Consider the following 20,675-nt stretch of genomic DNA (forward strand, 5'->3'; position numbering starts at 1 on the left):
CTACCATGCCCGCACCCCTTCCGGAGGCAAACCCGCCATGCGTGATCTCGACCTCACCTCCCTGCGCCTGTTCGTCGCCGTCTGCGAGACGCGGAACATGGCGCGCGCCGGCGAGCAGGAGCACATCGTCGCGTCGGCCATCAGCAAGCGGCTGTCCCAGCTGGAGCAGACCGTGGGCGCCGCGCTGTTCGAGCGGCGGCGGCGCGGCGTGATTCCGACCGCGGCCGGCGAGATCCTGCTGGAGCACGCGCGGGCCATCCTGGCCGCCACCGACCGCGCCGCGCGCGACATGCGCGACCACGGCACCGGTGTGCGCGGCCAGGTGCGGCTGCTGGCGACGGTGTCGTCGATGGCCGAGTCGCTGCCCGACGACATCGCCAGCTTCCTGGTCCAGCCTGCGCACCGCGACATCCGCGTGTCGATCGAGGAAAACCTGAGCAAGGACGTGGTGCGGGCGCTGCGCGAGGGGTCGGCGCCGCTGGGCGTCTGCTGGGACGCCGCCGACCTGGAAGGCTTCGAGACCCGCCCGTACCGCACCGATTCGCTGTCGGCCGTGGTGCATCCGTCCCATCCGCTGGCCGACCAGCCGGGCTGCGCGTTCGCGCAAACGCTGGATTTCGAGCACGTCGGCATGCCGGGCCAGACCGCGGTCCATACGATGCTGATGCGCCAGGCCGCGATCCTGGGCAAGCCGATGGCGTACCGCGTGGTGGTGTCGTCGTTCGACGCGTCGCTACGCTGCGTGCGCGCCAACCTGGGGCTGGCCATCGTGCCGCGCGAGGTGGTCGGCACGCTGGAGGCATCGCTGGGCGTGCGCGTGGTGCCGCTGACCGACGACTGGGCGCAGCGCCGCTTTGCCATCGTGTTCCGGGCCGCGTCGAGCCTGTCGCCGGCGGCGCGGCTGCTGGTGGAACACCTGGCCGCCGCCGCTCACGCAGCCGCGCCGGTCATCGCCAGGAGTTCGTGAACGCCCGGCACGCTTCATTAAGCATTCTTAAGGAAAGATGCGGACGCGAATCATTATCATTTGGTCCTCTTCTGCCATCGCCCCGGGCCCTTGCGCGACCCGATCCGCCCCTGAATGCGCCTCAAATATCTTGCCGTCGTTGCCGGCACCCTCCTTTCCGCCGCGCCGCAGTTGCGGGCCCAGCCGTCCGGCACCGGCGATCCGCTGCCGACGGTGGTGGTGACCGGCACGCGCAGCGAGAAGACGCTGGACGAGACGCCCGTCCGTACCGAAGTGGTGGACCGCCAGGAGATCGAGCGGATCCACGCGCGCACGCTCAAGGACGCGCTAGAGAACGTGCCCGGGCTGCAGCTGCGCGAGATCCACGGCAAGTCCGGCTACGAGGTGACGCTGCAGGGCATGACCAGCGACCAGGTGCTGGTGCTGATCGACGGGCTGCCAATCTCGGCCAGCACCGGCTCCACGGTCGATGTCTCGCAGTACCTGCTGACCGAGGTGGACCGCGTGGAGGTGGTCAAGGGCGCCAGTTCGGCCCAGTACGGCAGTTCGGCGATGGGCGGCGTGATCAACGTCATCACGCGGCCGATCGACAAGGGATTCTCCGGCGCGGTGACAGCCGATGCGGGCAGCTACGGCGGCCAGAACGCCGACGGATCGCCGGGCGCGCTGCATGGCAACGTGCGGCTCGAAGGCGGGACCGAGCAGTTCCGCGCGCGCATCAGCGCCGACGGGCTGGACAACAAGGGCTTTGCCGTCGAGCCGGACGGCTGGACGCGCCGCGGCGACAAGATCCGCCGCGAGCAGTACGCCGGACGGCTGGAGTGGTTGCCGAGCCAGGCCGGCCGCGTCTGGTTCGACGCCAGCGCGTACCGCGAAACCGACGAGCAGCGCTACCAGTACTACGTGCCGCCGCGCTACGTGCCGCAGCGCAAGACCGAGGACATCGACCGCAACCGCTATGCGTACGGCGGCCAGTGGCGCTTTGACAATGGCGTGCGGGCGCGGCTGGCGGGCGTGCACGAGACCTACGACAGCACGTCGCGCGAGTATTCGAACGACTTCCGCACGGCCGAGCGCAAATCGGCCCAGCAGACCGACCACGTGTCGGCACAGTTTGACCTGCCGGCGTGGTACCGCCAGCTCTGGCAGTTCGGCGGCGACTTCCATCGAGAAACGCTCGACCAGTCGGTCAACGGCACGTCGGAGCTGGCCGGCGCCGGCAGCGCGTCGCGCCAGTCGGGCGAACTCTACCTGCAGAACGACATCCTGCTCAGCGAGACCTGGGAAGTGATTGCCGGCCTGCGCGGCCAGCACGACTCGGACTTCGGCAGCCACTTCGCGCCCAAGGTGGGCGTGCGGGCCCACCTGCTGTCCACCGATACCTGGAAGGGCGTGCTGCGCGCCAACTACGGCCAGGGCTACCGCGTGCCCAACCTGAAGGAGCGGCACTACCTGTTCGACCACAGCTCGCTGGGCTACATCGTGCTGGGCAATCCGGACCTGAAGCCCGAGTCGTCGCACAGCTTCCAGCTTGGCGGGCAACTGAGCTGGCGCGACCGCGTGACGGTGGACGCCAACCTGTTCTACAACCGCGTGACGGACCTGATCCAGACCGACATGACCAATTTCACGATGGTCAACGGCATTGCGGTCTACACGTACCGCAACGTGGCGCGGGCCCGCACGCAGGGCGCCGAGACGTCGCTGCGCTGGCGCGCCAGCAACACGCTGAACCTGACGGCCGCCTACACGTTCACCGACACCGAGGACCTGAACACCGGCGCCGAGCTGACCCGGCGGCCGCGCCACATGGGCCGGCTGGGGGCCGACTGGCGCCTGTTCCCGTCCACCGAGCTGACCACCCGCGCGCGCTTCCAGAGCAGCGAGCTGACCGATGCCGCCACGGGCGCGCGGTCGCCGGGGTGGGGCACGCTGGACCTGGTGCTGAACCAGAAGATCGGCAAGTCGGTGACGGCCTTTGTCGGCGTCAACAACCTTTTCGATCGCCAACGCGATTTTGCGAATGCCAGTGACTTCGGGCCCGTGGCGGGGCGCTTTATCTACCTGGGCGCACGGTTCCGCGTGGACGTCGCCCGCTGACAAGAACACATCGGGGAAGCATTCATCATGAACGACACTCTCGCATTGCACCGCCGCGCGCTGCGCGCGCTCGGCATCGCCTCGCTGGCGCTGGCCCTTGCCGCCTGCGGTGGCGGCGACGACGGCGCCACCACCACCACGCCGGCCACCGGCGGCGGCACCAGCACGGGCGGCACCAACACCGGCGGCGGCACGACCACGCCGCCGGCATCGACATCGGCGTTCACGCAGACGGCCGAGTGGAGCTTCAAGCTGCCGGCGGCCGGTGCGTCGCTGTGCTACGACTTCAACACCAAGGCCGAGACGGCCTGCACGGGCACCGGCTGGGACCTGAAGGTCAAGACCGAGACCGGCGGCCGCACGGCCAAGCTGTGGACCAACAGCGGCACCAGCGGCACCGGCAACGGCGGCGCGTTCGGCAGCCCGTTCGACCACACCTGGACCGCGCTGTCAGCCTGGAAGAACGCCACGACCGATCCGGTCAGCGGCGCCCTGCCCGCCACCGTGTTCCTGAAAGATTCGGCCAGCGGCGTGTTCTCCAGCGCCAACGCCATCGGCTCGGCCGTGTTCGAGTACGGCGTGACCGGCGCGGCCACCGACCACTCGCTGTACCCGACGTTCCGCACCTTCGTCATCACCACCAACAGCGCCGTGGCCGACGCCACGGGCGCCACGCCGTCCACGGTGTTCGCCCTGCAGGTCACCGGCTATTACGGCGGCGCCAGCGGCACGACGTCCGGCTATCCGAGCTTCCGCTTCGTCGACCGCAACGCGCCGGGCACCGTCCACACCGCGCAGGTCAATGCATCGGCCGACTGGGTCTACTACGACCTCGTGAACCGCGCCGTGACCACCGCCACCGGCACGTGGCACATCGCGTTCAACCGCTACAACGTCAAGCTGAACGGCGGCGAATCGGGCACGGGCACGGTGGCCGGCTTTGTCGGGCGCACCCCGGCCGGTTTCTACGATGCGTCGAACAAGCCGGTGGCGGCCCGGTTCACCGACACGAACAACCTGACCGCGACCCTGGCCGACCTGGCCGACGCGACGCTGGCCGTACCGGCCACGGCGACGGCCTGGATCAAGGACGCGACGGCTTCGGTGCTGAACCCGGCCTTCACGGGCAACTTCCCGAACCCGCTGAACTATGGCTGGTTCACGTACTTCCCGACGGCCGCCGCTGCAGCCGCGAACGGGCTGCCGTCGGTGGCGCACGTGATCGCCGCCAATCCCGACGCGGGCGGCCTGATCCGCGGCGGCGAAGGCACCACGTATGCGCGCTTCCATCTGACCAAGATCGCCTACGCGGACCCGACCCTGAACACCAGCCAGCAGACCTGGACGATCAACTTCGACATCCAGCCCTGACCGGGCGCGTCGACCAACACGATGGACATGGAACCGCATCACATCGACACGCTGCGCCAGCGCCACCAGGCGCTGGTGGCAGCCCAACCGAACCTCCGCATCCGGGATCGTGCCCGGCAACTGGGCGTCACCGAAGCCGAACTGGTGGCCGCCGGGTGCGGCGTGACGGCCCGGCAGCTCGGCGGCACGCCGCAGCAACTGGTCCGCGACCTTGGCACGCTGGGGCCGGTCATGGCGCTGTCGCGCAACGACCATGCCGTGCACGAGCGGCACGGCCAGTACCAGGGCATCGAAGCCGACGGCCCCGTCGGCCTGGTGCTCGGGCCGGACATCGACCTGCGCCTGTTCTTCGGTAGCTGGCGGTATTTCTACGCCGTCACCGAGAACGGCCGCGACAGCCTGCAGTTCTTCGACAAGGCCGGCGATGCCGTGCACAAGGTCTACCGCACCGACGCGACCGACGCCGAAGCATGGCAGGCTTACGTCGCCCGTCACGCGCTGGACGCGCTGGCGCCGGTGACGGTGGAGCCGATCGCGGCCGTCGCCGAGGCGGCTGCCCCGGCCGACCCGGCCGCGCTGCGCACCCACTGGCGCGGGCTGCAGGACACGCACGACTTCTTTGCGATGCTGCGCCAGTTCAAGGTGTCGCGCCTGGGCGCCCTGCGCGCGGCGGGCGACGACCTGGCCCAACAGGTGGACAACATCGCCGTGGAGACCATGCTGGGCCGGGCCGCCGAGGCGGGCCTGCCGATCATGTGCTTCGTGGCCAACCGGGGCATCGTGCAGATCCACAGCGGCCCGGTGCACAAGCTGGTGCGCACCGGCCCGTGGTTCAACGTGCTGGATCCCGCCTTCAACCTGCACCTGAACACCGGCGCGGTGGCGTCGAGCTGGATCGTCAACAAGCCGACCGTCGACGGCTGGGTGACGTCGCTGGAACTGTTCGATGCGGACGGCGGGCTGGTGGTGCAGTTCTTCGGCGAGCGCAAGCCGGGCCAGCCGGAACTGCCGGCCTGGCGCGCGCTGCTGCAATCGCTGTGCCCGGTCGCGCTGGCCGCCTGACCCATGTTCCACTTCACCATGACACTGTGGCGCCCCGCGCTGATGTCCCTGCTGTGCGCGGCGGGGCTGGCCCAGGCCGGGCCGCCCGCCCGCGTGGTCGGGCTGGGCGGCGCGGTGACCGAGATCGTGTACGCGCTGGACGCGCAGGCGTCGCTGGTGGGCGCCGATGCGTCGAGCATCTACCCGCCGGCGGCGCTGAAGCTGCCCAAGGTTGGCTACTACCGGTCGGTATCGGTCGAAGGGCTGGCCAGCCTCAAGCCGGACCTTGTGCTGGCCGCCGACCACGCCGGCCCGCCGCAGGCGCTGGAGCAGATCCGCAGGCTCGGCACGCGGATCGTGACGCTGCCGTCGGCGTCCACGCTGGCGGCGCTGGACCAGCGCATCCTTGGCACCGCCACGGCGCTGGAGATACCGGAGCGGGGCCGCGCGCTGGTCGACCGGCTGCACGCCGAACTGCGCGACATCCGCCCGGCCGCGCAGCCGGTGCGCGTGCTGATCGTCAGCAGCCATACCGGCAGGATGCAGGGCATGGGCCAGGACACGCCGGGCCACGCGATGCTGATGCTGGCCGGCGGCACCAACGTGCTGGCCAACCAGACCGGCTTCAAGCCGTTCTCGGCCGAGGCCGCCGCGGCGCTGAAGCCGGACGTGATCGTGACCACGGCGATGTCTGTCAATGCGAGCGGCGGCCCCGAGGCGTTCCTGGCGCAGCCCGGCCTGAACGCCACGCCGGCCGCGCGCCAGCGCCGCATCGTCGTGATGGACGACCTGTTGCTGCTGGGCTTTGGCCCGCGCCTGCCCGAAGCCCTGCGCCTGCTGCAGGCCGGGCTGGCCGCGCCGCAGCCGGCGGGCCGCTGATGCGCCGGCATCGACCCGCCATCTTCACCGCGCTGTGCGGGATGGTCGTGCTGGCCGCGCTGGGCACGGCGGCCAGCGGCGCGCTATCGATCCCGCATGACCGGCTGCTGCCGCTGCTGTGGTCGCCCGCAGCCCAGGGCGACGACGCGATGTGGCGCAACGTGCTGATCGAAGTGCGGCTGCCGCGCATCGTGCTGGCCGTCACCGTGGGCGCCGCGCTGGCGCTGTCCGGCGCCGTGATGCAGGCGCTGTTTCGCAATCCGCTGGCCGAACCGGGGCTGATCGGGATTTCGCTGGGCGGCGCGGCGGGCGCGGTGGCAGCCATCGTGCTTGGCGCCGACGGCTTGTCCGGCGTCGCGCCGGCCGCGTTCGCCGGCAGCCTGGCGGCGACGATGCTGGCCTACCGGCTTGGCTCGCGCCGCGCCGGCATGGCCAACCTGCTGCTGGCCGGCATCGCCATCAACGCGATCTGCGCGGCCATCGTCGGCTTCTTTACCTATCAGGCCAGCGACGTGCAACTGCGCAACCTGACGTTCTGGAACATGGGCAGCCTGGCGGGCGCCACGTGGCCGATGCTGGCGTGGCTGGTGCCGCTAGTGGCCGCGCTGAGCGCGCTGCTGCTGCGTGACTGGCGGGCGATGAACGCGCTGCTGCTGGGCGAGCGCGAGGCCCAGCACCTGGGCTTCGACCTGAAGCGGCTGCGGCGCCGGCTGATCGTGCTGACCGCGCTGCTGGTGGGCCCCATCGTCGCGGTGACCGGGACGATATCGTTCGTCGGGCTGGTCGTGCCGCATCTGGTGCGCATGCCGCTTGGCGCCGATCATCGCTGGCTGCTGCCGAACACGCTGGCCGGCGGCGCCATCGCCATGACGCTGGCCGACTGGCTGGCGCGCATGGTGGTGGTGCCCGCCGAGCTGCCAATCGGCATCGTGACGAGTCTGGTGGGCGGGCCGTTCCTGCTCTGGATGCTGACGCGGAGGGCCCGCTGATGCTGGTCGCCCGGAATCTGCAGGGCCACCGGGGGCGCCGCCAGGTGCTGTCCGGCATCGACCTGCGCTTGCCGCCCGGCGAAGTGCTGGGCGTGCTGGGCGCGAACGGCGCCGGCAAGAGCACGCTGCTCGGGATACTGGCCGGCGAGATTGCCGCGCCAGGGCATCCGGCCGACATGCTCACGCTGAACGGCCGTCCGCTGGCGGACTGGCGGGCCGATGCGCTGGCCCGCACCCGCGCCGTGCTGCCGCAGTCGCCGGGGCTGCATTTCGATCTGGACGTGACCGAGGTGGTGGCCATGGGCGGCTACCCGTTTCCGGAACTCGATCGGCCTGGGCTGGACGGTTTGATGGCGCGCGCGCTGGCGCTGGCCGATGTCTCGCATCTGGCGCGCCGCGACTACCAGAGCCTGTCCGGCGGCGAGCAACAGCGCGTGCAGTTTGCGCGCACGCTGGTGCAGGTGCTGGCGTGCAAGCCAGCCGACAGCTATCGGGCGCTGCTGCTGGACGAGCCGATTTCTAGCCTGGACCCCTGGCATCAGTTGCGGCTGCTCGACAGCGTCCGCTCGCTCGCGCGGTCCGACGGGCTGGCCGCGCTGGTCGTGCTGCACGACGTGAATCTGGCCGCGCGCTGGTGCGACCGCTTGCTGCTGCTGGCCGACGGCCATGCGGCCGCCTGTGGCACGCCGGCCGAGGTGCTGACGGCGGCGAACCTGGCCCACGTCTACGGCCTGCCGGCCACGGTGATGGCGTCGCCGGTGCACGCGGGCGTGCCGTTCGTCGTGTTCGGCTGACGGCGGCGCCCCGTCAGAGACTTGTCATGACGCCCCGCCTGCCAACCGTCCTGCACGCGCTGGGGGCGCTCAAGCCGGCCGCGCTGGCGCTGCCGGTGATCGTCGCCGGCGCCATGATGTTCGCCGAACTCGGCCATATCGGCCTGACCATCGCCGTCGGGCGCGTGGCGCTGGATCGCGCGCTGGAGCGGTTCCACGTGGACGCCGCCGCGCCGTCGGCGCCCGCCGTGGTGGCCCGCCAACTGCGCACGCGGATGGCGGCGGCGTCGCACCAGTATCTCGACGACGGCGACATTCCGACGGTGGCGGTGGAGCGCTTCGCGTCGCTCGATACGATTGGCGCCGCCCCGGCGAACACCCGCGCCGCCGCGCCGGTCTGGCGCGTGACCGTGGAGATCCGGCGCGACTTCCTGACGCCGCTGCCGCGCCTGCTGGGCGTGGGCGGCAACGCGTTCCGCTACCAGTACCAGCGGCTGGTGGAAGACCCGCAGCCGCGGCCGTCGGACATGCAGCGCGGTGAGGAAGATCGGCAGGGCTTGGCGGCTGGCAAGCCGACTGCTACGTCTTCATCGCGCCCTTGAGGGTGGCGCGGTCGCTCCAGTGCCGGCGGTCCAGCACCAGCGCCGCCAGCAGGCCACCGGGGCGGTTTTCTTCCAGCACCAACTGGGCGCCATGGAGCCGCGCGATGGCGTTGACCAGCGCCAGTCCCAACCCGCTGCCCGACTGCGACGCGCCGCCCAGGCGCCGGAACCGCTCGACGGCCTGCCCGCGCAGGTCCGCCGGAATGCCGGGCCCGTGGTCGGCAACGCCCAGCGCCAGTGCATCGCCCCGGCGCCGCGCCAGCAACAGCAGCGTCTTGCCGTCGGGGGCGTACTTGATCGCGTTTTCGACAAGGTTGGACAGGGCCTGGAACAGCAGCGCGCGGTCGCCGTAGAGCGCGCGGCCCGGCTCGGCGTCGATCCGCAGGGCGAGGTTGGACATCGACACCAGCGGCGCGTAGTACTCGGCCAGGTCGTCGAGCAGCGTGCGGGCGTCGAACCATTCGAAGGCATGCGCGCAGCGGCCGGCCTCCACTTCGCCGATGCGCAGCACCGCGCGGACCATCCGCTGGATGCGCTCGCCCTCTTCCAGCGCGCCGAGCACGTCGTCGCGCATGGGGTCGTCCACGCGCTCCGCCAGGTTGGCCAGCCGGTTGTGCATCCGCGTGAGCGGCGTGCGCAGTTCGTGGGCCAGATGGCTGCTGACGCTCTTGACCTCTTCCATCAGCCGGTTCACGCGGTCGAGCACGTGGTTGATGTCCTGCGCCAGCAGGTCGATCTCGTCGCCGTTGCGGCGGCACGGCACCGTGGCGTCGCGCTCGCCGGTCACGTAGCGGCGCAGCGCATTGCGGATGCGGTCGACGCGGCGCATGCTCTGCACGCTGGCGTGCAGGCCGATCGCCAGGCTCGTCAGCAACACCGCGAACAGGCCGGCGCCGGCCACCAGCGGAATCACGCGCAGCCGCTCCTGCATCGGCAGGATGTCGTAGCCGCTGAAAAACACGCCGCCGTCGGCCAGCGGCACCAGCACGCCGAACAACCGCGCCTCCCCGGCATCGGGGTTGCTGACCGTGACATTGCGCCAGGCCAGCGCGCACGGCGGCACGCATCGCAGCGCGGCATGGACGCGCGCGTCGCCGAACAACAGCCCGCCCGCGGGGGACAGGACGAGCGACCGGCTGCCCTCGCGCTCGCGGCCCTCGTCGCGGGCCAGCGCCACGGCCAGCCGCCGGGCATCGGCAAGATGCTGGCCGCGCTCCTGCGCGCGGACGTCGGCCAGCACCATGTCGCGCACGTGGCCGTGCAGCAGCACATCGATCTGATGCGCGCTCAGCAGGACCGAGCCAATGGCCACCAGCAGGAACAGGAACGCCACCACGGAGGCATGCCGGAACGTGCGCGTCTCCAGCAGGTGGGCGGCGCCCTCAGCCCAGGACATAGCCCACTGCGCGCACGGTGCGCAGCAGCGAGCGCGGGAAATTCCGGTCGATCTTGCTGCGCAGTTTCGAGACGTGGACGTCGATCAGATTGGTCTGCGGATCGAACTGGTAACCCCAGACCTTCTCCAGCAGCATCGCGCGCGTGACCGTCCGGCCGATATGGGCGGCCAGCACCTGCAGCAACGCAAATTCCTTTTCGGTGAGATCGATGACCTGGCCGCCGCGCGAGACGCGGCGCTCTCGCCAGTCGATGCAGAGGTCTTCCAGCCGGGTCACCCAGTCGGCGTCAGCGGGCGCTGCACGCCATTTGGCCAGCCCTTCCAGCCGCAGCAGCAACTCGGTGAAATCGAACGGCTTGCCCAGATAGTCCCCGGCACCGGCCCGCAGCCCTTCTACGCGGTCGCTGGGCTGATCTACGGCGGAGAGCACCATGACGGGAGGATGCGGATAATCGGCCAGCGCACGCAGCACGCCGATGCCATCGATGCCAGGCAGCATGCGGTCCAGCAACACGGCATCGAACGCCTCGCCCCGGATCAGTTCGAGCGCGTGCTCGCCCGTATCGGTCAGCCGGCAATCATGGCCCTTCTGCTGCAGCTTGGTCCCCAACCATTGCCTCACCCGCGAATCGTCCTCGACGATCAGCACACGCATGACTGTCCCCCCCCCTTTCCCAACAAACCCGTCCATCGACCCTGCGGTTGACTGGCATCTTTGTGATCTGTGCCGGTCGGGGGGTAATTCTACATGAGACGCATTCTCATTTGTAAGGGGATGGGAGCCGAAGGTATGGGGTGATCTTCAGTTGCAGTGCACTGTCAACCGGCATCTGGGCGCGGACCCCCGCGCAGCCACGCCGCTTCCAGGGTGCAGGCCGTTGTGCCGCGGCGACGGTGGTGCCCTGTGGTCTCCCGCTACCAACCGCTCTCCGCGACGTCGGTCTGCCCGAGTAGTCGGGGATTGTCTGGCATCAAATCTCTGAAGCCCCCAAAAATGTAGTGTCACGCAGGTAGGGTTTGGGGGGTCCCAGCCGGCCCCCTGGTCAACATCTCGCTGGTTTTTAAAGGGGACGCCAATGACAATTGCAACTTTCAATCATGTGCGATATATCGGTCCGGATGACCGCACGCCGGGCGTTCGCTTTGGGGATATCGGGTACGTTACCAAAGACCACGATGATGGTAGCTTTGAAGTCGAGTTCTCCTATCGGGACGGCATGATCAGGTTTCTGGCGGTGATACTCGGTCGTGACCTGGAGCGTGCAGATAAATGGTTGGATCCGGTGTGAAAGTGGGCTCTTGCGGGATCGCGCCATGGCAGCCTTCGGGGTTCTGTCGCGGGGGCGGGATTAACGCGGAAAACTCGCCGGCACCGCCCTTTCCATGATCCCAGCGACCAAATCCAACGAAATTTGGGTGTGGCAGCGCGGCCTGCTGTAGCTTCTGCCCTTCGGTTTACGGGGTCGTAGTAGAACGTCACGATGCCCGGACGCAGTTCCGGCGGGAGTTGCCCGATCAGGCTGTCCGGCCTTGGAGAACTGTCCCACGTCGCTATGACACCGCTGACACCGTTCGATCCGATGTCGCCCGCCGAGCAGGACGCGCTCTTCGACGCCATGGCCAACGACGACAGTGACGAGGTCGCCCGCGCCCAACTCGCTCAGGGCAATCCGATCGACGTATCGACCCGGACACCCCCAAGGGGCTCGAGAAGCGCTTCCCCGACGGTCGGCGACAATTCGTGCGCTTCGACCTGCAAGGCGAGCACATCCTCGTCGACAACGTGCAAACGGTATCCGGTTCCGCTCCGGAACTGTAATGCAGCCGCGCAGAAACGACGAACCCGGCCGAAGCCGGGTCCTTCGTGCACGCTGTCCAAGCAACAATTGAACGGACTTATCCTAGGTGTAGGCCGTCATTTCGCTGGTACATCGAGTTGCTTAGCCACTAAGTCCTTCAATGCTGCAATGGCAGCTTCAATTTCTGCGGCAAACACTGATACGTCTTCACCTCGATCTAGTGCTATTGCCCGGGCTTGTTCCAGCGAGAACCAATGCTCATGGAACTCCGTACGCCAGTTAGAGGGCAAGTTGGGAACGCACAACAATAGCCCTTCCAGCACATCAAGTAGCCGGTTCAGCGAGATCCTATGATCTGTGTAATCAATAAGGAAGTCACACATCAGAGCCAACTGACGTAGCTCGTATTCATTGATATTGATGTGGCTCATTGCTTGATCTTGCCATAGTCAACGGTAATTATTCTGCCGCTCATTGGAGTCAATGATCATCGTCAAGTCGTTCGACGGATTGTGGTACGCCGCAGTTTCTGTGCCGTCAGCGCCGCAGCCGTTGCGTTCGCGCCGAGCAATTGCCCGGCAGAACCGCCGATCAGCGTCGCCAGTGCCACGGTCGCCGCGTTGTAGCCGGTGTTCTCGTACTTCACCGTCTGCGTACCATCCCCGTTGTCGATCGGTATGGCTACCCGCATACAGCCCGTCACGAATCAACGGCTCGGTAATAGCAATGCCGCCCCGCCCGCGCAATCGCCCCCCGTCCAGGCTCTGGGCCGCGCAGCCCAGTAGCGTTACAGGTGGATCCAAATCTCATACTTGGGCGCCGCCATGCTCCTTTCCTGCAAGGCATTACTGCAGCCGAAGCGTTTCCCAACGCGGCCCGAGAAGATCCTTTGAGTCCCAACGTATGAGTTCCAGTTCAAGCAAACGTCCGTTCTCATCAACATGGAGCAGGACAGATACTTCGACGCCGTCACTGTCAAGCATCCATCCTTCAACGCCAAACGGATGCTGCCCACGATACATGGGCCGCTTGTAACCTGCGATTTCAAACATGACTCTAGATCCATCAGACCTGGCCGGAATTGCTGAGGAATTCCTCAGATCCTTGAGGAGCTGTATCCGCTCAGCTTCCTCAAGCTTAGAAGCGAAGCCGGCTACGAGCTTTCTCTCTTCGGTAGTTAGTGGGCGCATGTTCATTTCACTGGAAAGAGCGTTCCGAAAGCTCGCCAGTTGCTGTTGTGTGGCGAGCCGGACAACATTTGGAGGATTGTTTGTAGCCACCATCTGAGCATATTCAGCCAAATGCTAGGTCGCATTGCCATGCACGCAAACACTTTGCCCATTTGGCAATGACGTCTCAAAAGACTTGGGAATGACGGCCCCCGGATAGGTTGGCTGGGTCAACTTTATTGAGGCCCAGACCGCCCCGGTTGGACCTCCACCAATGCCCGTGCTCGCTGAGCTTGCCATAGGCCGCCGCACCCACCGGAATCGCTCCCATAATCCCCTACAACCACCGGTCGCCGTCCCCAGTTCCTGACCACTGAGGGTTCGCCCCGTCACCGCCTGATACAGCATCGCCGCTGAACCATAGTACGGCAACAGATTCGACAATGAGTCGCCCAATTGCATCGCCTGCTCGGGCGTAAGTCAATTCAGCTTCGCCAACGTGGCGACGCGTTCAACTTCGCAAACCTACTTATTCAAGCAAGCCCATCTCCCCCCCCGCTTGACGCAATTCTTTCGGATGCGCAATCTGCTGTTTGTCGAGCACGAAGGTTAGTAGCTCGTACGCAACCCCATACTCGCCATAGTCCAAGTACTCGGACACATCCGTTTTATCGCGCTCAGGCAGGACGGTGCTGACCTGATCCAAGGCATCGCGGAGTAACTTTTCGAGCTTCGCGTAATGGTCGGGATCTGCGGTCACTTTGGATTCCTCGGGACGTTTGTGGGGAAGGCAGTAACGATTCCTCCCCCCTAGCTCGGTGGCTCAAGCACTACGCGAATGTCAATGCCGTCGCGCGTGCCATCTTTCACGATTCTGCCATTGGACTGGACCGTACATGGAATATACGGATCAGTAGCAATGTCTGAAACGTCATTCATGATCTTCGATGGCGACCAGTCCTGTGGGAACACTGATTTACCCGGCGCCCCTGGCCACAGATGACCACCACCAGTAGCATCACGTTAAGGAACACGGCGCGCCCACAAGGGCACGCGGATGCACCGGTCGAATCCAAATCAGAGCACGATTGCTACGCAGGCAAGCCGTGACCCGTGCAGCGCAGCGCAGCGATCAGTCAAACTTTGACCGAAACGACGTATTCGGGACCAAGTTCGTTTTGCAGTTGCTCCGCGAGCTGGATACCCTGCCTCTTGAAGGCCGCTTCCTCGTCCATGTTCTTGAAGCCAGAGCTTGCGGGGTCTGCCAAATTCAATGTTTCATCAAACGCACGCGCCCAGTCAGAAAGCCGCTGCTTTAACTCGTCCGAGATCGGCAAGGCGTAAGGGTCGATGTCCCCATACGCCCCCGGCGACAAGTCCCACAAGGGGTGACATTGGTAGTCTGCCATTACCTTTATTCTTCTCCCTTTACGCTCCCGCGTGGGTTCGCACCCACGATAAAACCATTGCCTCCGACTGTAACAGCGATCCAGCGATCCGTTGTTGTTGGCCGTTCACCGTCACCTCATAAATTGGGCGTCCCGTCCCCGAACCCTGGTAGCCAACGATCTTGCCTTGCGTGACAGCTTGCATAACAACCTCTGGAATTTGTGCCGGCGACACCCCCATGTTTGCAAACTCCGCACCATGCTCCTGGACGATATGCTGGAGACCAGCGCTTGAACTACCGGTTTCAAGGAACACCGTCTGACCGCTTGGTGTTGTCCCTGTAGCAACGACATTCTGCGGTGTAAATTTCACGCCATTCGCGGGCAAGTGTGTCTAGATCCGCTTGGCGAACCGCCGTGTTTGTGGCGCCGTCCGAGATCTGCGCAATTGCCGGCAGGCCTGCGCACACCGCAGGCATCAAGATACACCCAGGATTACGCAGAATTGTTGGGCCCTGTAGACCGCTCGCGGGCGTGCCCGTCAGCGTCGAACCCTGCGGCCCATTGTTCGGCGTCGCAATTGCATTGCCCTTGCTGTTCGGATCTTCCAGCGGGTTCGTAAGTGGATCGGATTTCTGCGGTCCGTTGTTCGGTGTGCCGATGGGGTCATCGATCACCACCGGCATCGGCATCATCACCACGCCAAACGGCGTCGGCACCGGCCGTGGCACGATCTTCACGCTCAGCGAGTTGTTCAGCGCCTCGTTCTGTGCCGCCAGTGCCGCAGCCGTTGCGTTCGCGCCGAGCAACGCGCCAGCAGAGCCACCGATGAGTGTCGCCAACGCGACGGTCGTAGCGTTGTAGCCGATGTCTCCATACCTTACCGTCTGCGTGCCATCACCGTTGTCGATGATGGTCTGCTTCCCGTCATACAGCCCATCGCGAATCAGCGGCGCCGCTATCGCACTCGCCGCCCCGCCAATGGCCCCGTATCCAGCACCCGACGCGTCCCACGATGGCGATGGCCCGCAGCCCTAGAGATGCAGCAAGGCTTGGATGGTGGGCAACGCCCCGACTCGGGGCCCTTTGCAAGTTTTTTGCCCAGACGTGGTTTTCGGCCGCGTAACAGCATTTCGTTAAAGAGCAAGGCGCGCCCGCATGGGTGCGCGGACTACGCACCTAGCCCGTACATCGACTAAGCGCTAAACGCAACGCCGTCCCGAATGCTGAACACGAACTGTTGGACGGAATGATCACGTCCTCGATGCCGTCATCCTTGCTTCGACCCCAGCTATCAAGCTTATCGTGGTGACTAGGGGAAAGAATGAGCTCGTTGCCCGAGATCACGACGCTACAACCCTTCATGTTCTTGAACAGTGCTTGCTTCGACTTGTATCCGTAGCGTTCCATTAAGAATCGTGCCCATTCTGCATCGCGCGAATCGGCCAGTGATCTCATCACCCTTGCTTCTTCGAGAGTCAAGAATCTACTCTCCGATAGTGCACCTTTAATTGCCTCACTCAATACGCTATCGGGAGCATCCGGCGCGAACAACCGCTCTGGCGCCGTCGGATCAGCCATCGCTAATCGGTACCCAGATTGAGGCACGAGACAAATGAATTTATCGTTGGCCGTCACAATAACCATACGCTCCCAAATCGGCTCACTCATTTTTACCTCACTACTGTGATGGTTACTTTCACCCCTTGGCTCTGGCCATACTGAATGGCTCGACCTATTTTTTTACCATTGCGCCGGCGTCGTGCCGGCAGGTATCGCCACCTGCAGTTCCCGAGCAGTTATTCCCTGTTCCCTCAACACGGTGCTTCCGAGCCTAGCTTGCGTGAAATTCGCAGCAGCATCGATATTCACCTTCAACGATGAGTAAACCTGCGCCGGATTGGCGATCTTTGCCGCTGTCGTCGTATCGAGCGTTGCGCTCTGCGCGGCGCACTCCAGCGCGGCGTGGCTAGCAATTTTTTCCAGGCTCAACGCGTCTGTGGAAGCACCAATGCTCTGCGCTCCGGGCGCGGCGGCCTGCGTGACGCGGAACGCGTTTTTGATGCCCTTAACAGCTACGAACCAACGGCTTCTTGGGGACTTGGCGCGGGAACTGGGAAGAGTGCCCGCAGGACGCTAATGGACGAGGTTCGGCTTAATGTGCTGCGCGGCGTGGATTCTGGCGTCTTTGGGCAGCAGGCAGTAGCATCAAACCACCTCATACACTTCATCATCTCTGAATAGTACAAACTTTGAAATGCACGAGATCGACGCAAGTTTATTGCGCGTTGTCGCCCGGTCTAATGTCCCTGATACCTCGACGGTATCCATATATACAGGTCCGCCAACCCACATGGGAACCAATAACTCAAGTCTTCTCTCCAATCCCGGGGAAAAAATCTCGATGTTGTCATTGGCCGATAGATCTGAATTGGGCGCGGTCAGATAGCACTCCGAACCTTTGAGTACAAAGGTCGTCTTGATTGTCAAAGTACTACCATAAAGATTTTCTAGAGATTTTGCGTCACCATCAAATTCAATACATTCGCCCAAAGTCTTACCTCCCTGTAAAGATCGCTTGGCCGGAGAATTGCCTGACAAATTGCTCAACGGGCGTGAAATACTGCCAGCCAAGAGCGGGGTCTAGAATTGCAACAACGGCCTGCCCCGCACGCATTGTCACGCCGTCCACCACAACGGCATGTCCACCGCGTGTAAGACTCATTGCCAAAATGGCCGGATTGCCGCCTGCCGTTGCAGCCGCTAGCTGCTCCAAAGTCACACCAGAGACTACTGGAAGCGCGAATGAAGGCGGCCAACGCCATTGCCTACGCCGCTGAGAAATCTGCGCCATCAGCAAATCAAGAACGATGAAGTCGCGGCCGTTCAAAAGGCCTTGGCGAGTAAGGAAGGCGAAGCCAGGCTGAGCGGTATGAACAAGGCCCAGATGCCGTCGTTCGGCAACGCCGCCTTCACTTTCATGCTAGGTGTTCTGAATGACAAGCAACTGGCCGACGGCATCTCCGCCCTACTGTCGAGTGTCGCTTCGAATCCCACTCTGGTCACGCGCCTTAACGCACTGAAGGACGTCGCGTCGTCGGTCAGCTCGCGCCAATGGCTCCCGATGCTTACTGCGAAAAAACTCGACCAGTTTTGGGGCATGCTGGACCGCCGTGCCTCGGTATGTGAGAGTCACGCGCTGGTGCACGCCCCCGTGGGCCCTCAAGACGTACGCACTATTTGCGCTTTCCAACATACGGTGAAGGTAAGGCAAACCACAAGCCACCTGGGTCTGTGTCGCCTGCACCATTAGAAAGCCATTCCTGTACCACCGCATCTGCGACCTCCTTGTTATCAACGCCATATTTGGGTTCCAGAATCCAGTCGTACTCGGTTCCCCCGCCACCCACAACTGGCTTTGCACCGCTCTCCAACAAGGCGAACACACATCTTCTGACAAATTCTGTCAAATCCGCGTCTGCCAGCTCATAGCCATATCGTCCGGTCGGAACAATTTGCCACAGCCCGACAGCGTCTATCGGCAACTCACCCGGAACCGTCTCTATGTACTCCGCGACAGTCAGACCGGAGAAGTTGTCCCTGGCTTGAAGATCAAATGTCATTTCGGGTGAACCTTAAATCCAGGTGGCAGAGCAGGATCGGCACTCTTAATCACGTCAATGGTTGTACCACTACCGGTACTAGTTCTAATGCCGAAGACAGAGCCATCAGGCCTCTGGTACCAAGTACCAGCATATCCCGCTGGCGTATTGACCGGAGTAGCTCCATTCAGCAATTGCAACTGCAGTTGATTGAATTGATCCGTTGTCACCGTTCTGATACCGGGGCCCGCGCCAGGATTGACGTACCGATTGGCCGTCCCCCTGGCATCAGAATGCTACCAATATTGCCGCTTCCGGCTTTGGCTCCACCAAGCACCAACGGACTCGGCCCCACCACCGGCGGCACATCGGCATTGGCCATCCCCGGCTTATTGCTAACCTGACCCAGCGCGCGTCGTTCAGCCTCCATCATCTTGCACACGTCGTCCGGTATGGGCGGCTTCTTCGTACCACTGGTCGCATTGTTCAGCGACTCGTTCTGCGCTGCAAGCGCAGCGGAAGTGGCGTCCGTACCGAACAGGGCACCGGCCGACCTACCGATCAGCGTTGCAAGGCCGACCGTAAGCGCCTGACGCATCGGGTCATCGCGGTAGTTCAGCACCGGACTGTCAGCATAGACTTGGTCCCGAATCAACGGCGCCGCAATCGCACTCGCTGCCCCACCAATCGCCCCTTAAGCGCAGTTTTCTCCCTTGGCAGATCCGCGCCGCGCCGACCAATGCACTGCAGAGGTTTCAGCCTAATCCTTCAGCCGGCGGAACTCGACGAGGGTATCTGGACCCAGTTCCTCTCCAAGCCGCCGGCTAAGCTCTAGTCCGCGCTGATTATGGTGAATCCGATCCTTATCCGAAGGAAATTGCGAGTCAGGAGGATAGTCCTCCCGGAAAGTTACCTGATACTCATGGTCCCAAACTCTAAGATCGGCAAGTAGCGATTCGCTCAACGGTAGCGACTCCGGCTCCACGTAACCCATTTGATCAACGTCAGCACAGAAGATTGGAGGGGCACCATAGACGGCACCGAAACGAATAGTCTTCATTTAATGGGCTTCCACGTACTCACAGGGTTTCCGATTTTTTTGCCCCAGACGCGGTTTTGGCCTGCGCAATTCGGTTTCGAAAGAGCAAGGCGCGCCATCGCGGGCGCTTAGATGCCAACCAAGCCTACGGCTCGAGATAGCGCTAGAAGGCGGGGCTTAAGCGACGTAATCTTCAAATTCCCAGGCAAAAACTCTTGCCAACTTCGACGCAATGTTCGCCCAATTCTCGCCTGAGCAGGATGCAACATAGCGATGTATGGAGTCTTCCATCTTCGCCAGGTCGTACTCAGGGACGATCATGAGATGACGCCCCCAAGTAGGCCCCGAAATAGTCTGCGTCAACCACGTGGGGGTGCAAACGTGACATTCGAAGTCGTCGGCACCAGGGGCATCAGGCAGCCCGATGCGCAGCCGAAGTGTCAACGTGAAGCAAGCGGGATTCGGCGGGGTAAAGGACGCCAAATCAGTTTGATCGCAAGTTATTTCTTTCACAACAGCATGCACGGAGGGCTCCTATTTCGTTACGTTCAAGTGGCCATTGCTAATCTTAGTGCGTTGACCAGTCACGGGATTCACGTGTACGACTCAAAGTTCGCCTGCACTCCTGTAGTGGCGAACGGCGAGGACTTCTCCGTTGGCGGCCTGTAGACGCGGGCACCGTCAGCACTTATCCAACCGAGTCCATCACTAGTACGAGTTGCACCATCGCCGACCCAAGCCTTCCCAAGTCGGTCAGCTTCAACAGCAGTACCGGAGCCGATGGAGAAATTGGGGTTTCCTGTGCCAGACCCGCTTACTGCGGCAGCCAGCCTTGAATCTTGCGCCGCTATATTCGCAAGATTCTGATTTGAGAGTTGATCCTTTAATGGTCCATAGGAAGCAACGTTTGAAGCTCCGGACGCATTGGACAGCGCGTCAATCCCGTCCTGAGCTTGGGCAATTGCGGTAAGACCCGCGCAAAGCACCGGCGCCAGCATACACCCTGGATTGCCCAGAATCGTTCGCCCCTGAGGACCGCTCGCGGGAGTGCCCGTCAATATCGAACCCTGCGGTCCATTGTTCGGCGTCGCAATGGCATTGCCCTTGCTGTTCTGCTCTTCCAGCGGATTCGTAAGCGAATCTGATTTCTGCGGCCCGTTGTTCGGGGTGCCCATCGGGTCATTGGTCACCACCGGCATCGGCATCATCACCACGCCAAACGGCGTCGGGACCGGCCGTGGCACGATCTTCACACTCAGCGAATTGTTCAGCGCCTCGTTCTGTGCCGCCAGCGCCGCACCGGTTGCATTCGTCCCGAGCAACGCACCAGCAGAGCCACCGATCCCGACGCGCCCCACGTTGGCGACGGCCCGCAACCTTAGATGCAACCTGGCTTTGCAGGCCATCAGCGCCCCGACGCAGGTTCCCTTCCGAGTTTTTGCCCCAGACGCCGTTTTTGGCCGAACAATCAGGCTTCGTCAAAGAGCAAGGCGCGCCCACATGGGCGCGCCAATGCGCAAGTCTAGCCGCCGGCTGTGGCTTTCGATTGCGAAATCCGGT

At 64.0% G+C, this 20,675-nt stretch carries 26 protein-coding genes; 9 read left to right on the forward strand and 17 right to left on the reverse strand.

The genetic code is table 11. The features are described 5' to 3' along the window. Positions 1-37: 37 nt before the first annotated feature. The 8 genes from EHF44_RS16270 (at position 38) to EHF44_RS16305 (ending at position 8,722) form a co-directional block, all read left to right on the forward strand. Positions 38-967: a LysR family transcriptional regulator gene (locus tag EHF44_RS16270; protein WP_124684606.1), complete on the forward strand. Its 930-nt coding sequence runs from the start codon at positions 38-40 to the stop codon at positions 965-967. Between the two features lie 114 nt (positions 968-1,081). Further along, complete coding sequence (locus tag EHF44_RS16275) at positions 1,082-3,067, forward strand: TonB-dependent receptor plug domain-containing protein (protein ID WP_124684607.1); 1,986 nt, start codon at positions 1,082-1,084, stop codon at positions 3,065-3,067. A 27-nt stretch (positions 3,068-3,094) separates the two neighbouring features. Next, positions 3,095-4,438: an HmuY family protein gene (locus EHF44_RS16280; RefSeq protein WP_124684608.1), complete on the forward strand. Its 1,344-nt coding sequence runs from the start codon at positions 3,095-3,097 to the stop codon at positions 4,436-4,438. A 21-nt stretch (positions 4,439-4,459) separates the two neighbouring features. Then, entirely contained in the window at positions 4,460-5,500 is a 1,041-nt protein-coding gene (locus EHF44_RS16285) for a ChuX/HutX family heme-like substrate-binding protein (RefSeq protein WP_172966070.1), read from the forward strand. 18 nt (positions 5,501-5,518) lie between these two features. After that, complete coding sequence (locus EHF44_RS16290; protein WP_124684610.1) at positions 5,519-6,358, forward strand: heme/hemin ABC transporter substrate-binding protein; 840 nt, start codon at positions 5,519-5,521, stop codon at positions 6,356-6,358. Next, positions 6,358-7,347: a FecCD family ABC transporter permease gene (locus EHF44_RS16295; protein ID WP_124684611.1), complete on the forward strand. Its 990-nt coding sequence runs from the start codon at positions 6,358-6,360 to the stop codon at positions 7,345-7,347. The genes EHF44_RS16290 and EHF44_RS16295 overlap by 1 nt, the downstream gene beginning before the upstream one ends. Continuing rightward, positions 7,347-8,141 carry a heme ABC transporter ATP-binding protein gene (locus EHF44_RS16300; protein ID WP_124684612.1) on the forward strand — a complete coding sequence of 265 codons (795 nt, stop codon included), beginning with the start codon at positions 7,347-7,349 and terminating at the stop codon, positions 8,139-8,141. The genes EHF44_RS16295 and EHF44_RS16300 overlap by 1 nt, the downstream gene beginning before the upstream one ends. 26 nt (positions 8,142-8,167) lie before the next feature. Continuing rightward, positions 8,168-8,722 carry a hypothetical protein gene (locus EHF44_RS16305; protein WP_216643962.1) on the forward strand — a complete coding sequence of 185 codons (555 nt, stop codon included), beginning with the start codon at positions 8,168-8,170 and terminating at the stop codon, positions 8,720-8,722. On the opposite strand, the gene EHF44_RS16310 is transcribed toward EHF44_RS16305, so the two are convergent. Together EHF44_RS16310 and EHF44_RS16315 are read right to left on the reverse strand one after the other, a co-directional pair. Continuing rightward, on the reverse strand, positions 8,700-10,118 hold the full coding sequence (locus EHF44_RS16310) for a sensor histidine kinase (RefSeq protein ID WP_124684613.1): 1,419 nt from the start codon (positions 10,116-10,118) through the stop codon (positions 8,700-8,702). The genes EHF44_RS16305 and EHF44_RS16310 overlap by 23 nt on opposite strands. Further along, positions 10,105-10,773, reverse strand: coding sequence for a response regulator transcription factor (locus tag EHF44_RS16315; protein WP_124684614.1), 669 nt, complete (start codon positions 10,771-10,773; stop codon positions 10,105-10,107). The genes EHF44_RS16310 and EHF44_RS16315 overlap by 14 nt, the downstream gene beginning before the upstream one ends. A gap of 421 nt (positions 10,774-11,194) precedes the next feature. Here EHF44_RS16315 and EHF44_RS16320 point away from each other — a divergent pair, with 421 nt between their 5' ends. Continuing rightward, positions 11,195-11,407, forward strand: coding sequence for a hypothetical protein (locus EHF44_RS16320; protein ID WP_124684615.1), 213 nt, complete (start codon positions 11,195-11,197; stop codon positions 11,405-11,407). A gap of 626 nt (positions 11,408-12,033) precedes the next feature. Here EHF44_RS16320 and EHF44_RS16325 read toward each other — a convergent pair. From EHF44_RS16325 to EHF44_RS28550, 15 genes are all read right to left on the reverse strand, one after another. Further along, positions 12,034-12,348, reverse strand: a complete 315-nt coding sequence (locus tag EHF44_RS16325) for a hypothetical protein (protein WP_124684616.1) — start codon at positions 12,346-12,348, stop codon at positions 12,034-12,036. A gap of 62 nt (positions 12,349-12,410) precedes the next feature. Then, positions 12,411-12,563 carry a hypothetical protein gene (locus tag EHF44_RS28360; protein ID WP_172966071.1) on the reverse strand — a complete coding sequence of 51 codons (153 nt, stop codon included), beginning with the start codon at positions 12,561-12,563 and terminating at the stop codon, positions 12,411-12,413. 199 nt (positions 12,564-12,762) lie between these two features. Continuing rightward, positions 12,763-13,200 carry a DUF6984 family protein gene (locus EHF44_RS29035; RefSeq protein WP_124684617.1) on the reverse strand — a complete coding sequence of 146 codons (438 nt, stop codon included), beginning with the start codon at positions 13,198-13,200 and terminating at the stop codon, positions 12,763-12,765. Between the two features lie 415 nt (positions 13,201-13,615). Then, a complete protein-coding gene (locus EHF44_RS16335; protein ID WP_124684618.1) occupies positions 13,616-13,846 on the reverse strand; it encodes a hypothetical protein in 231 nt (76 codons plus the stop codon). A 50-nt stretch (positions 13,847-13,896) separates the two neighbouring features. Next, positions 13,897-14,085: an EndoU domain-containing protein gene (locus EHF44_RS28970; protein WP_124685146.1), complete on the reverse strand. Its 189-nt coding sequence runs from the start codon at positions 14,083-14,085 to the stop codon at positions 13,897-13,899. A gap of 137 nt (positions 14,086-14,222) precedes the next feature. Next, positions 14,223-14,495 carry a hypothetical protein gene (locus EHF44_RS16345; protein WP_124684619.1) on the reverse strand — a complete coding sequence of 91 codons (273 nt, stop codon included), beginning with the start codon at positions 14,493-14,495 and terminating at the stop codon, positions 14,223-14,225. A 284-nt stretch (positions 14,496-14,779) separates the two neighbouring features. Continuing rightward, positions 14,780-15,316, reverse strand: a complete 537-nt coding sequence (locus EHF44_RS16350) for a hypothetical protein (protein WP_124684620.1) — start codon at positions 15,314-15,316, stop codon at positions 14,780-14,782. 337 nt (positions 15,317-15,653) lie between these two features. Continuing rightward, entirely contained in the window at positions 15,654-16,145 is a 492-nt protein-coding gene (locus tag EHF44_RS16355) for a contact-dependent growth inhibition system immunity protein (protein ID WP_124684621.1), read from the reverse strand. A 72-nt stretch (positions 16,146-16,217) separates the two neighbouring features. After that, positions 16,218-16,466 carry a hypothetical protein gene (locus tag EHF44_RS16360; protein WP_216643964.1) on the reverse strand — a complete coding sequence of 83 codons (249 nt, stop codon included), beginning with the start codon at positions 16,464-16,466 and terminating at the stop codon, positions 16,218-16,220. A gap of 565 nt (positions 16,467-17,031) precedes the next feature. Continuing rightward, a complete protein-coding gene (locus tag EHF44_RS16365) occupies positions 17,032-17,364 on the reverse strand; it encodes a hypothetical protein (protein ID WP_124684622.1) in 333 nt (110 codons plus the stop codon). Positions 17,365-17,710: 346 nt separating this feature from the next. Beyond that, positions 17,711-18,097, reverse strand: a complete 387-nt coding sequence (locus tag EHF44_RS16370) for a hypothetical protein (protein ID WP_124684623.1) — start codon at positions 18,095-18,097, stop codon at positions 17,711-17,713. Between the two features lie 205 nt (positions 18,098-18,302). Continuing rightward, positions 18,303-18,698, reverse strand: coding sequence for a hypothetical protein (locus tag EHF44_RS16375; RefSeq protein WP_124684624.1), 396 nt, complete (start codon positions 18,696-18,698; stop codon positions 18,303-18,305). 138 nt (positions 18,699-18,836) lie between these two features. Beyond that, the gene (locus EHF44_RS16380) at positions 18,837-19,136 is read right to left on the reverse strand and encodes a hypothetical protein (RefSeq protein ID WP_124684625.1); all 300 of its coding nucleotides are present in this window, start codon (positions 19,134-19,136) and stop codon (positions 18,837-18,839) included. 156 nt (positions 19,137-19,292) lie between these two features. Continuing rightward, positions 19,293-19,640, reverse strand: coding sequence for an immunity 8 family protein (locus EHF44_RS16385; protein WP_367613700.1), 348 nt, complete (start codon positions 19,638-19,640; stop codon positions 19,293-19,295). Between the two features lie 68 nt (positions 19,641-19,708). Continuing rightward, positions 19,709-20,521, reverse strand: coding sequence for a hypothetical protein (locus tag EHF44_RS28550; RefSeq protein ID WP_216643965.1), 813 nt, complete (start codon positions 20,519-20,521; stop codon positions 19,709-19,711). Positions 20,522-20,675 lie beyond the last annotated feature (154 nt).

The organism is Cupriavidus pauculus (assembly GCF_003854935.1).
Lineage (GTDB): Bacteria > Pseudomonadota > Gammaproteobacteria > Burkholderiales > Burkholderiaceae > Cupriavidus > Cupriavidus pauculus_C.

What these genes read in the sequence shown, in the direction of transcription:
- EHF44_RS16290 (WP_124684610.1), top strand. Translation starts at nt 5,519, where the DNA reads ATGACACTGTGGCGCCCCGCGCTGATGTCCCTGCTGTGCGCGGCGGGG.
- EHF44_RS16300 (WP_124684612.1), top strand. Translation starts at nt 7,347, where the DNA reads ATGCTGGTCGCCCGGAATCTGCAGGGCCACCGGGGGCGCCGCCAGGTG.
- EHF44_RS16325 (WP_124684616.1), bottom strand. Translation starts at nt 12,348, where the DNA reads ATGAGCCACATCAATATCAATGAATACGAGCTACGTCAGTTGGCTCTG.
- EHF44_RS16355 (WP_124684621.1), bottom strand. Translation starts at nt 16,145, where the DNA reads ATGAGTGAGCCGATTTGGGAGCGTATGGTTATTGTGACGGCCAACGAT.
- EHF44_RS16280 (WP_124684608.1), top strand. Translation starts at nt 3,095, where the DNA reads ATGAACGACACTCTCGCATTGCACCGCCGCGCGCTGCGCGCGCTCGGC.
- EHF44_RS29035 (WP_124684617.1), bottom strand. Translation starts at nt 13,200, where the DNA reads ATGGTGGCTACAAACAATCCTCCAAATGTTGTCCGGCTCGCCACACAA.
- EHF44_RS16305 (WP_216643962.1), top strand. Translation starts at nt 8,168, where the DNA reads ATGACGCCCCGCCTGCCAACCGTCCTGCACGCGCTGGGGGCGCTCAAG.
- EHF44_RS16285 (WP_172966070.1), top strand. Translation starts at nt 4,460, where the DNA reads ATGGACATGGAACCGCATCACATCGACACGCTGCGCCAGCGCCACCAG.
- EHF44_RS16270 (WP_124684606.1), top strand. Translation starts at nt 38, where the DNA reads ATGCGTGATCTCGACCTCACCTCCCTGCGCCTGTTCGTCGCCGTCTGC.
- EHF44_RS16295 (WP_124684611.1), top strand. Translation starts at nt 6,358, where the DNA reads ATGCGCCGGCATCGACCCGCCATCTTCACCGCGCTGTGCGGGATGGTC.
- EHF44_RS16315 (WP_124684614.1), bottom strand. Translation starts at nt 10,773, where the DNA reads ATGCGTGTGCTGATCGTCGAGGACGATTCGCGGGTGAGGCAATGGTTG.
- EHF44_RS16275 (WP_124684607.1), top strand. Translation starts at nt 1,082, where the DNA reads ATGCGCCTCAAATATCTTGCCGTCGTTGCCGGCACCCTCCTTTCCGCC.
- EHF44_RS16310 (WP_124684613.1), bottom strand. Translation starts at nt 10,118, where the DNA reads ATGTCCTGGGCTGAGGGCGCCGCCCACCTGCTGGAGACGCGCACGTTC.
- EHF44_RS16370 (WP_124684623.1), bottom strand. Translation starts at nt 18,097, where the DNA reads ATGACATTTGATCTTCAAGCCAGGGACAACTTCTCCGGTCTGACTGTC.
- EHF44_RS16380 (WP_124684625.1), bottom strand. Translation starts at nt 19,136, where the DNA reads ATGAAGACTATTCGTTTCGGTGCCGTCTATGGTGCCCCTCCAATCTTC.
- EHF44_RS16320 (WP_124684615.1), top strand. Translation starts at nt 11,195, where the DNA reads ATGACAATTGCAACTTTCAATCATGTGCGATATATCGGTCCGGATGAC.
- EHF44_RS16345 (WP_124684619.1), bottom strand. Translation starts at nt 14,495, where the DNA reads ATGGCAGACTACCAATGTCACCCCTTGTGGGACTTGTCGCCGGGGGCG.
- EHF44_RS28550 (WP_216643965.1), bottom strand. Translation starts at nt 20,521, where the DNA reads ATGGCCTGCAAAGCCAGGTTGCATCTAAGGTTGCGGGCCGTCGCCAAC.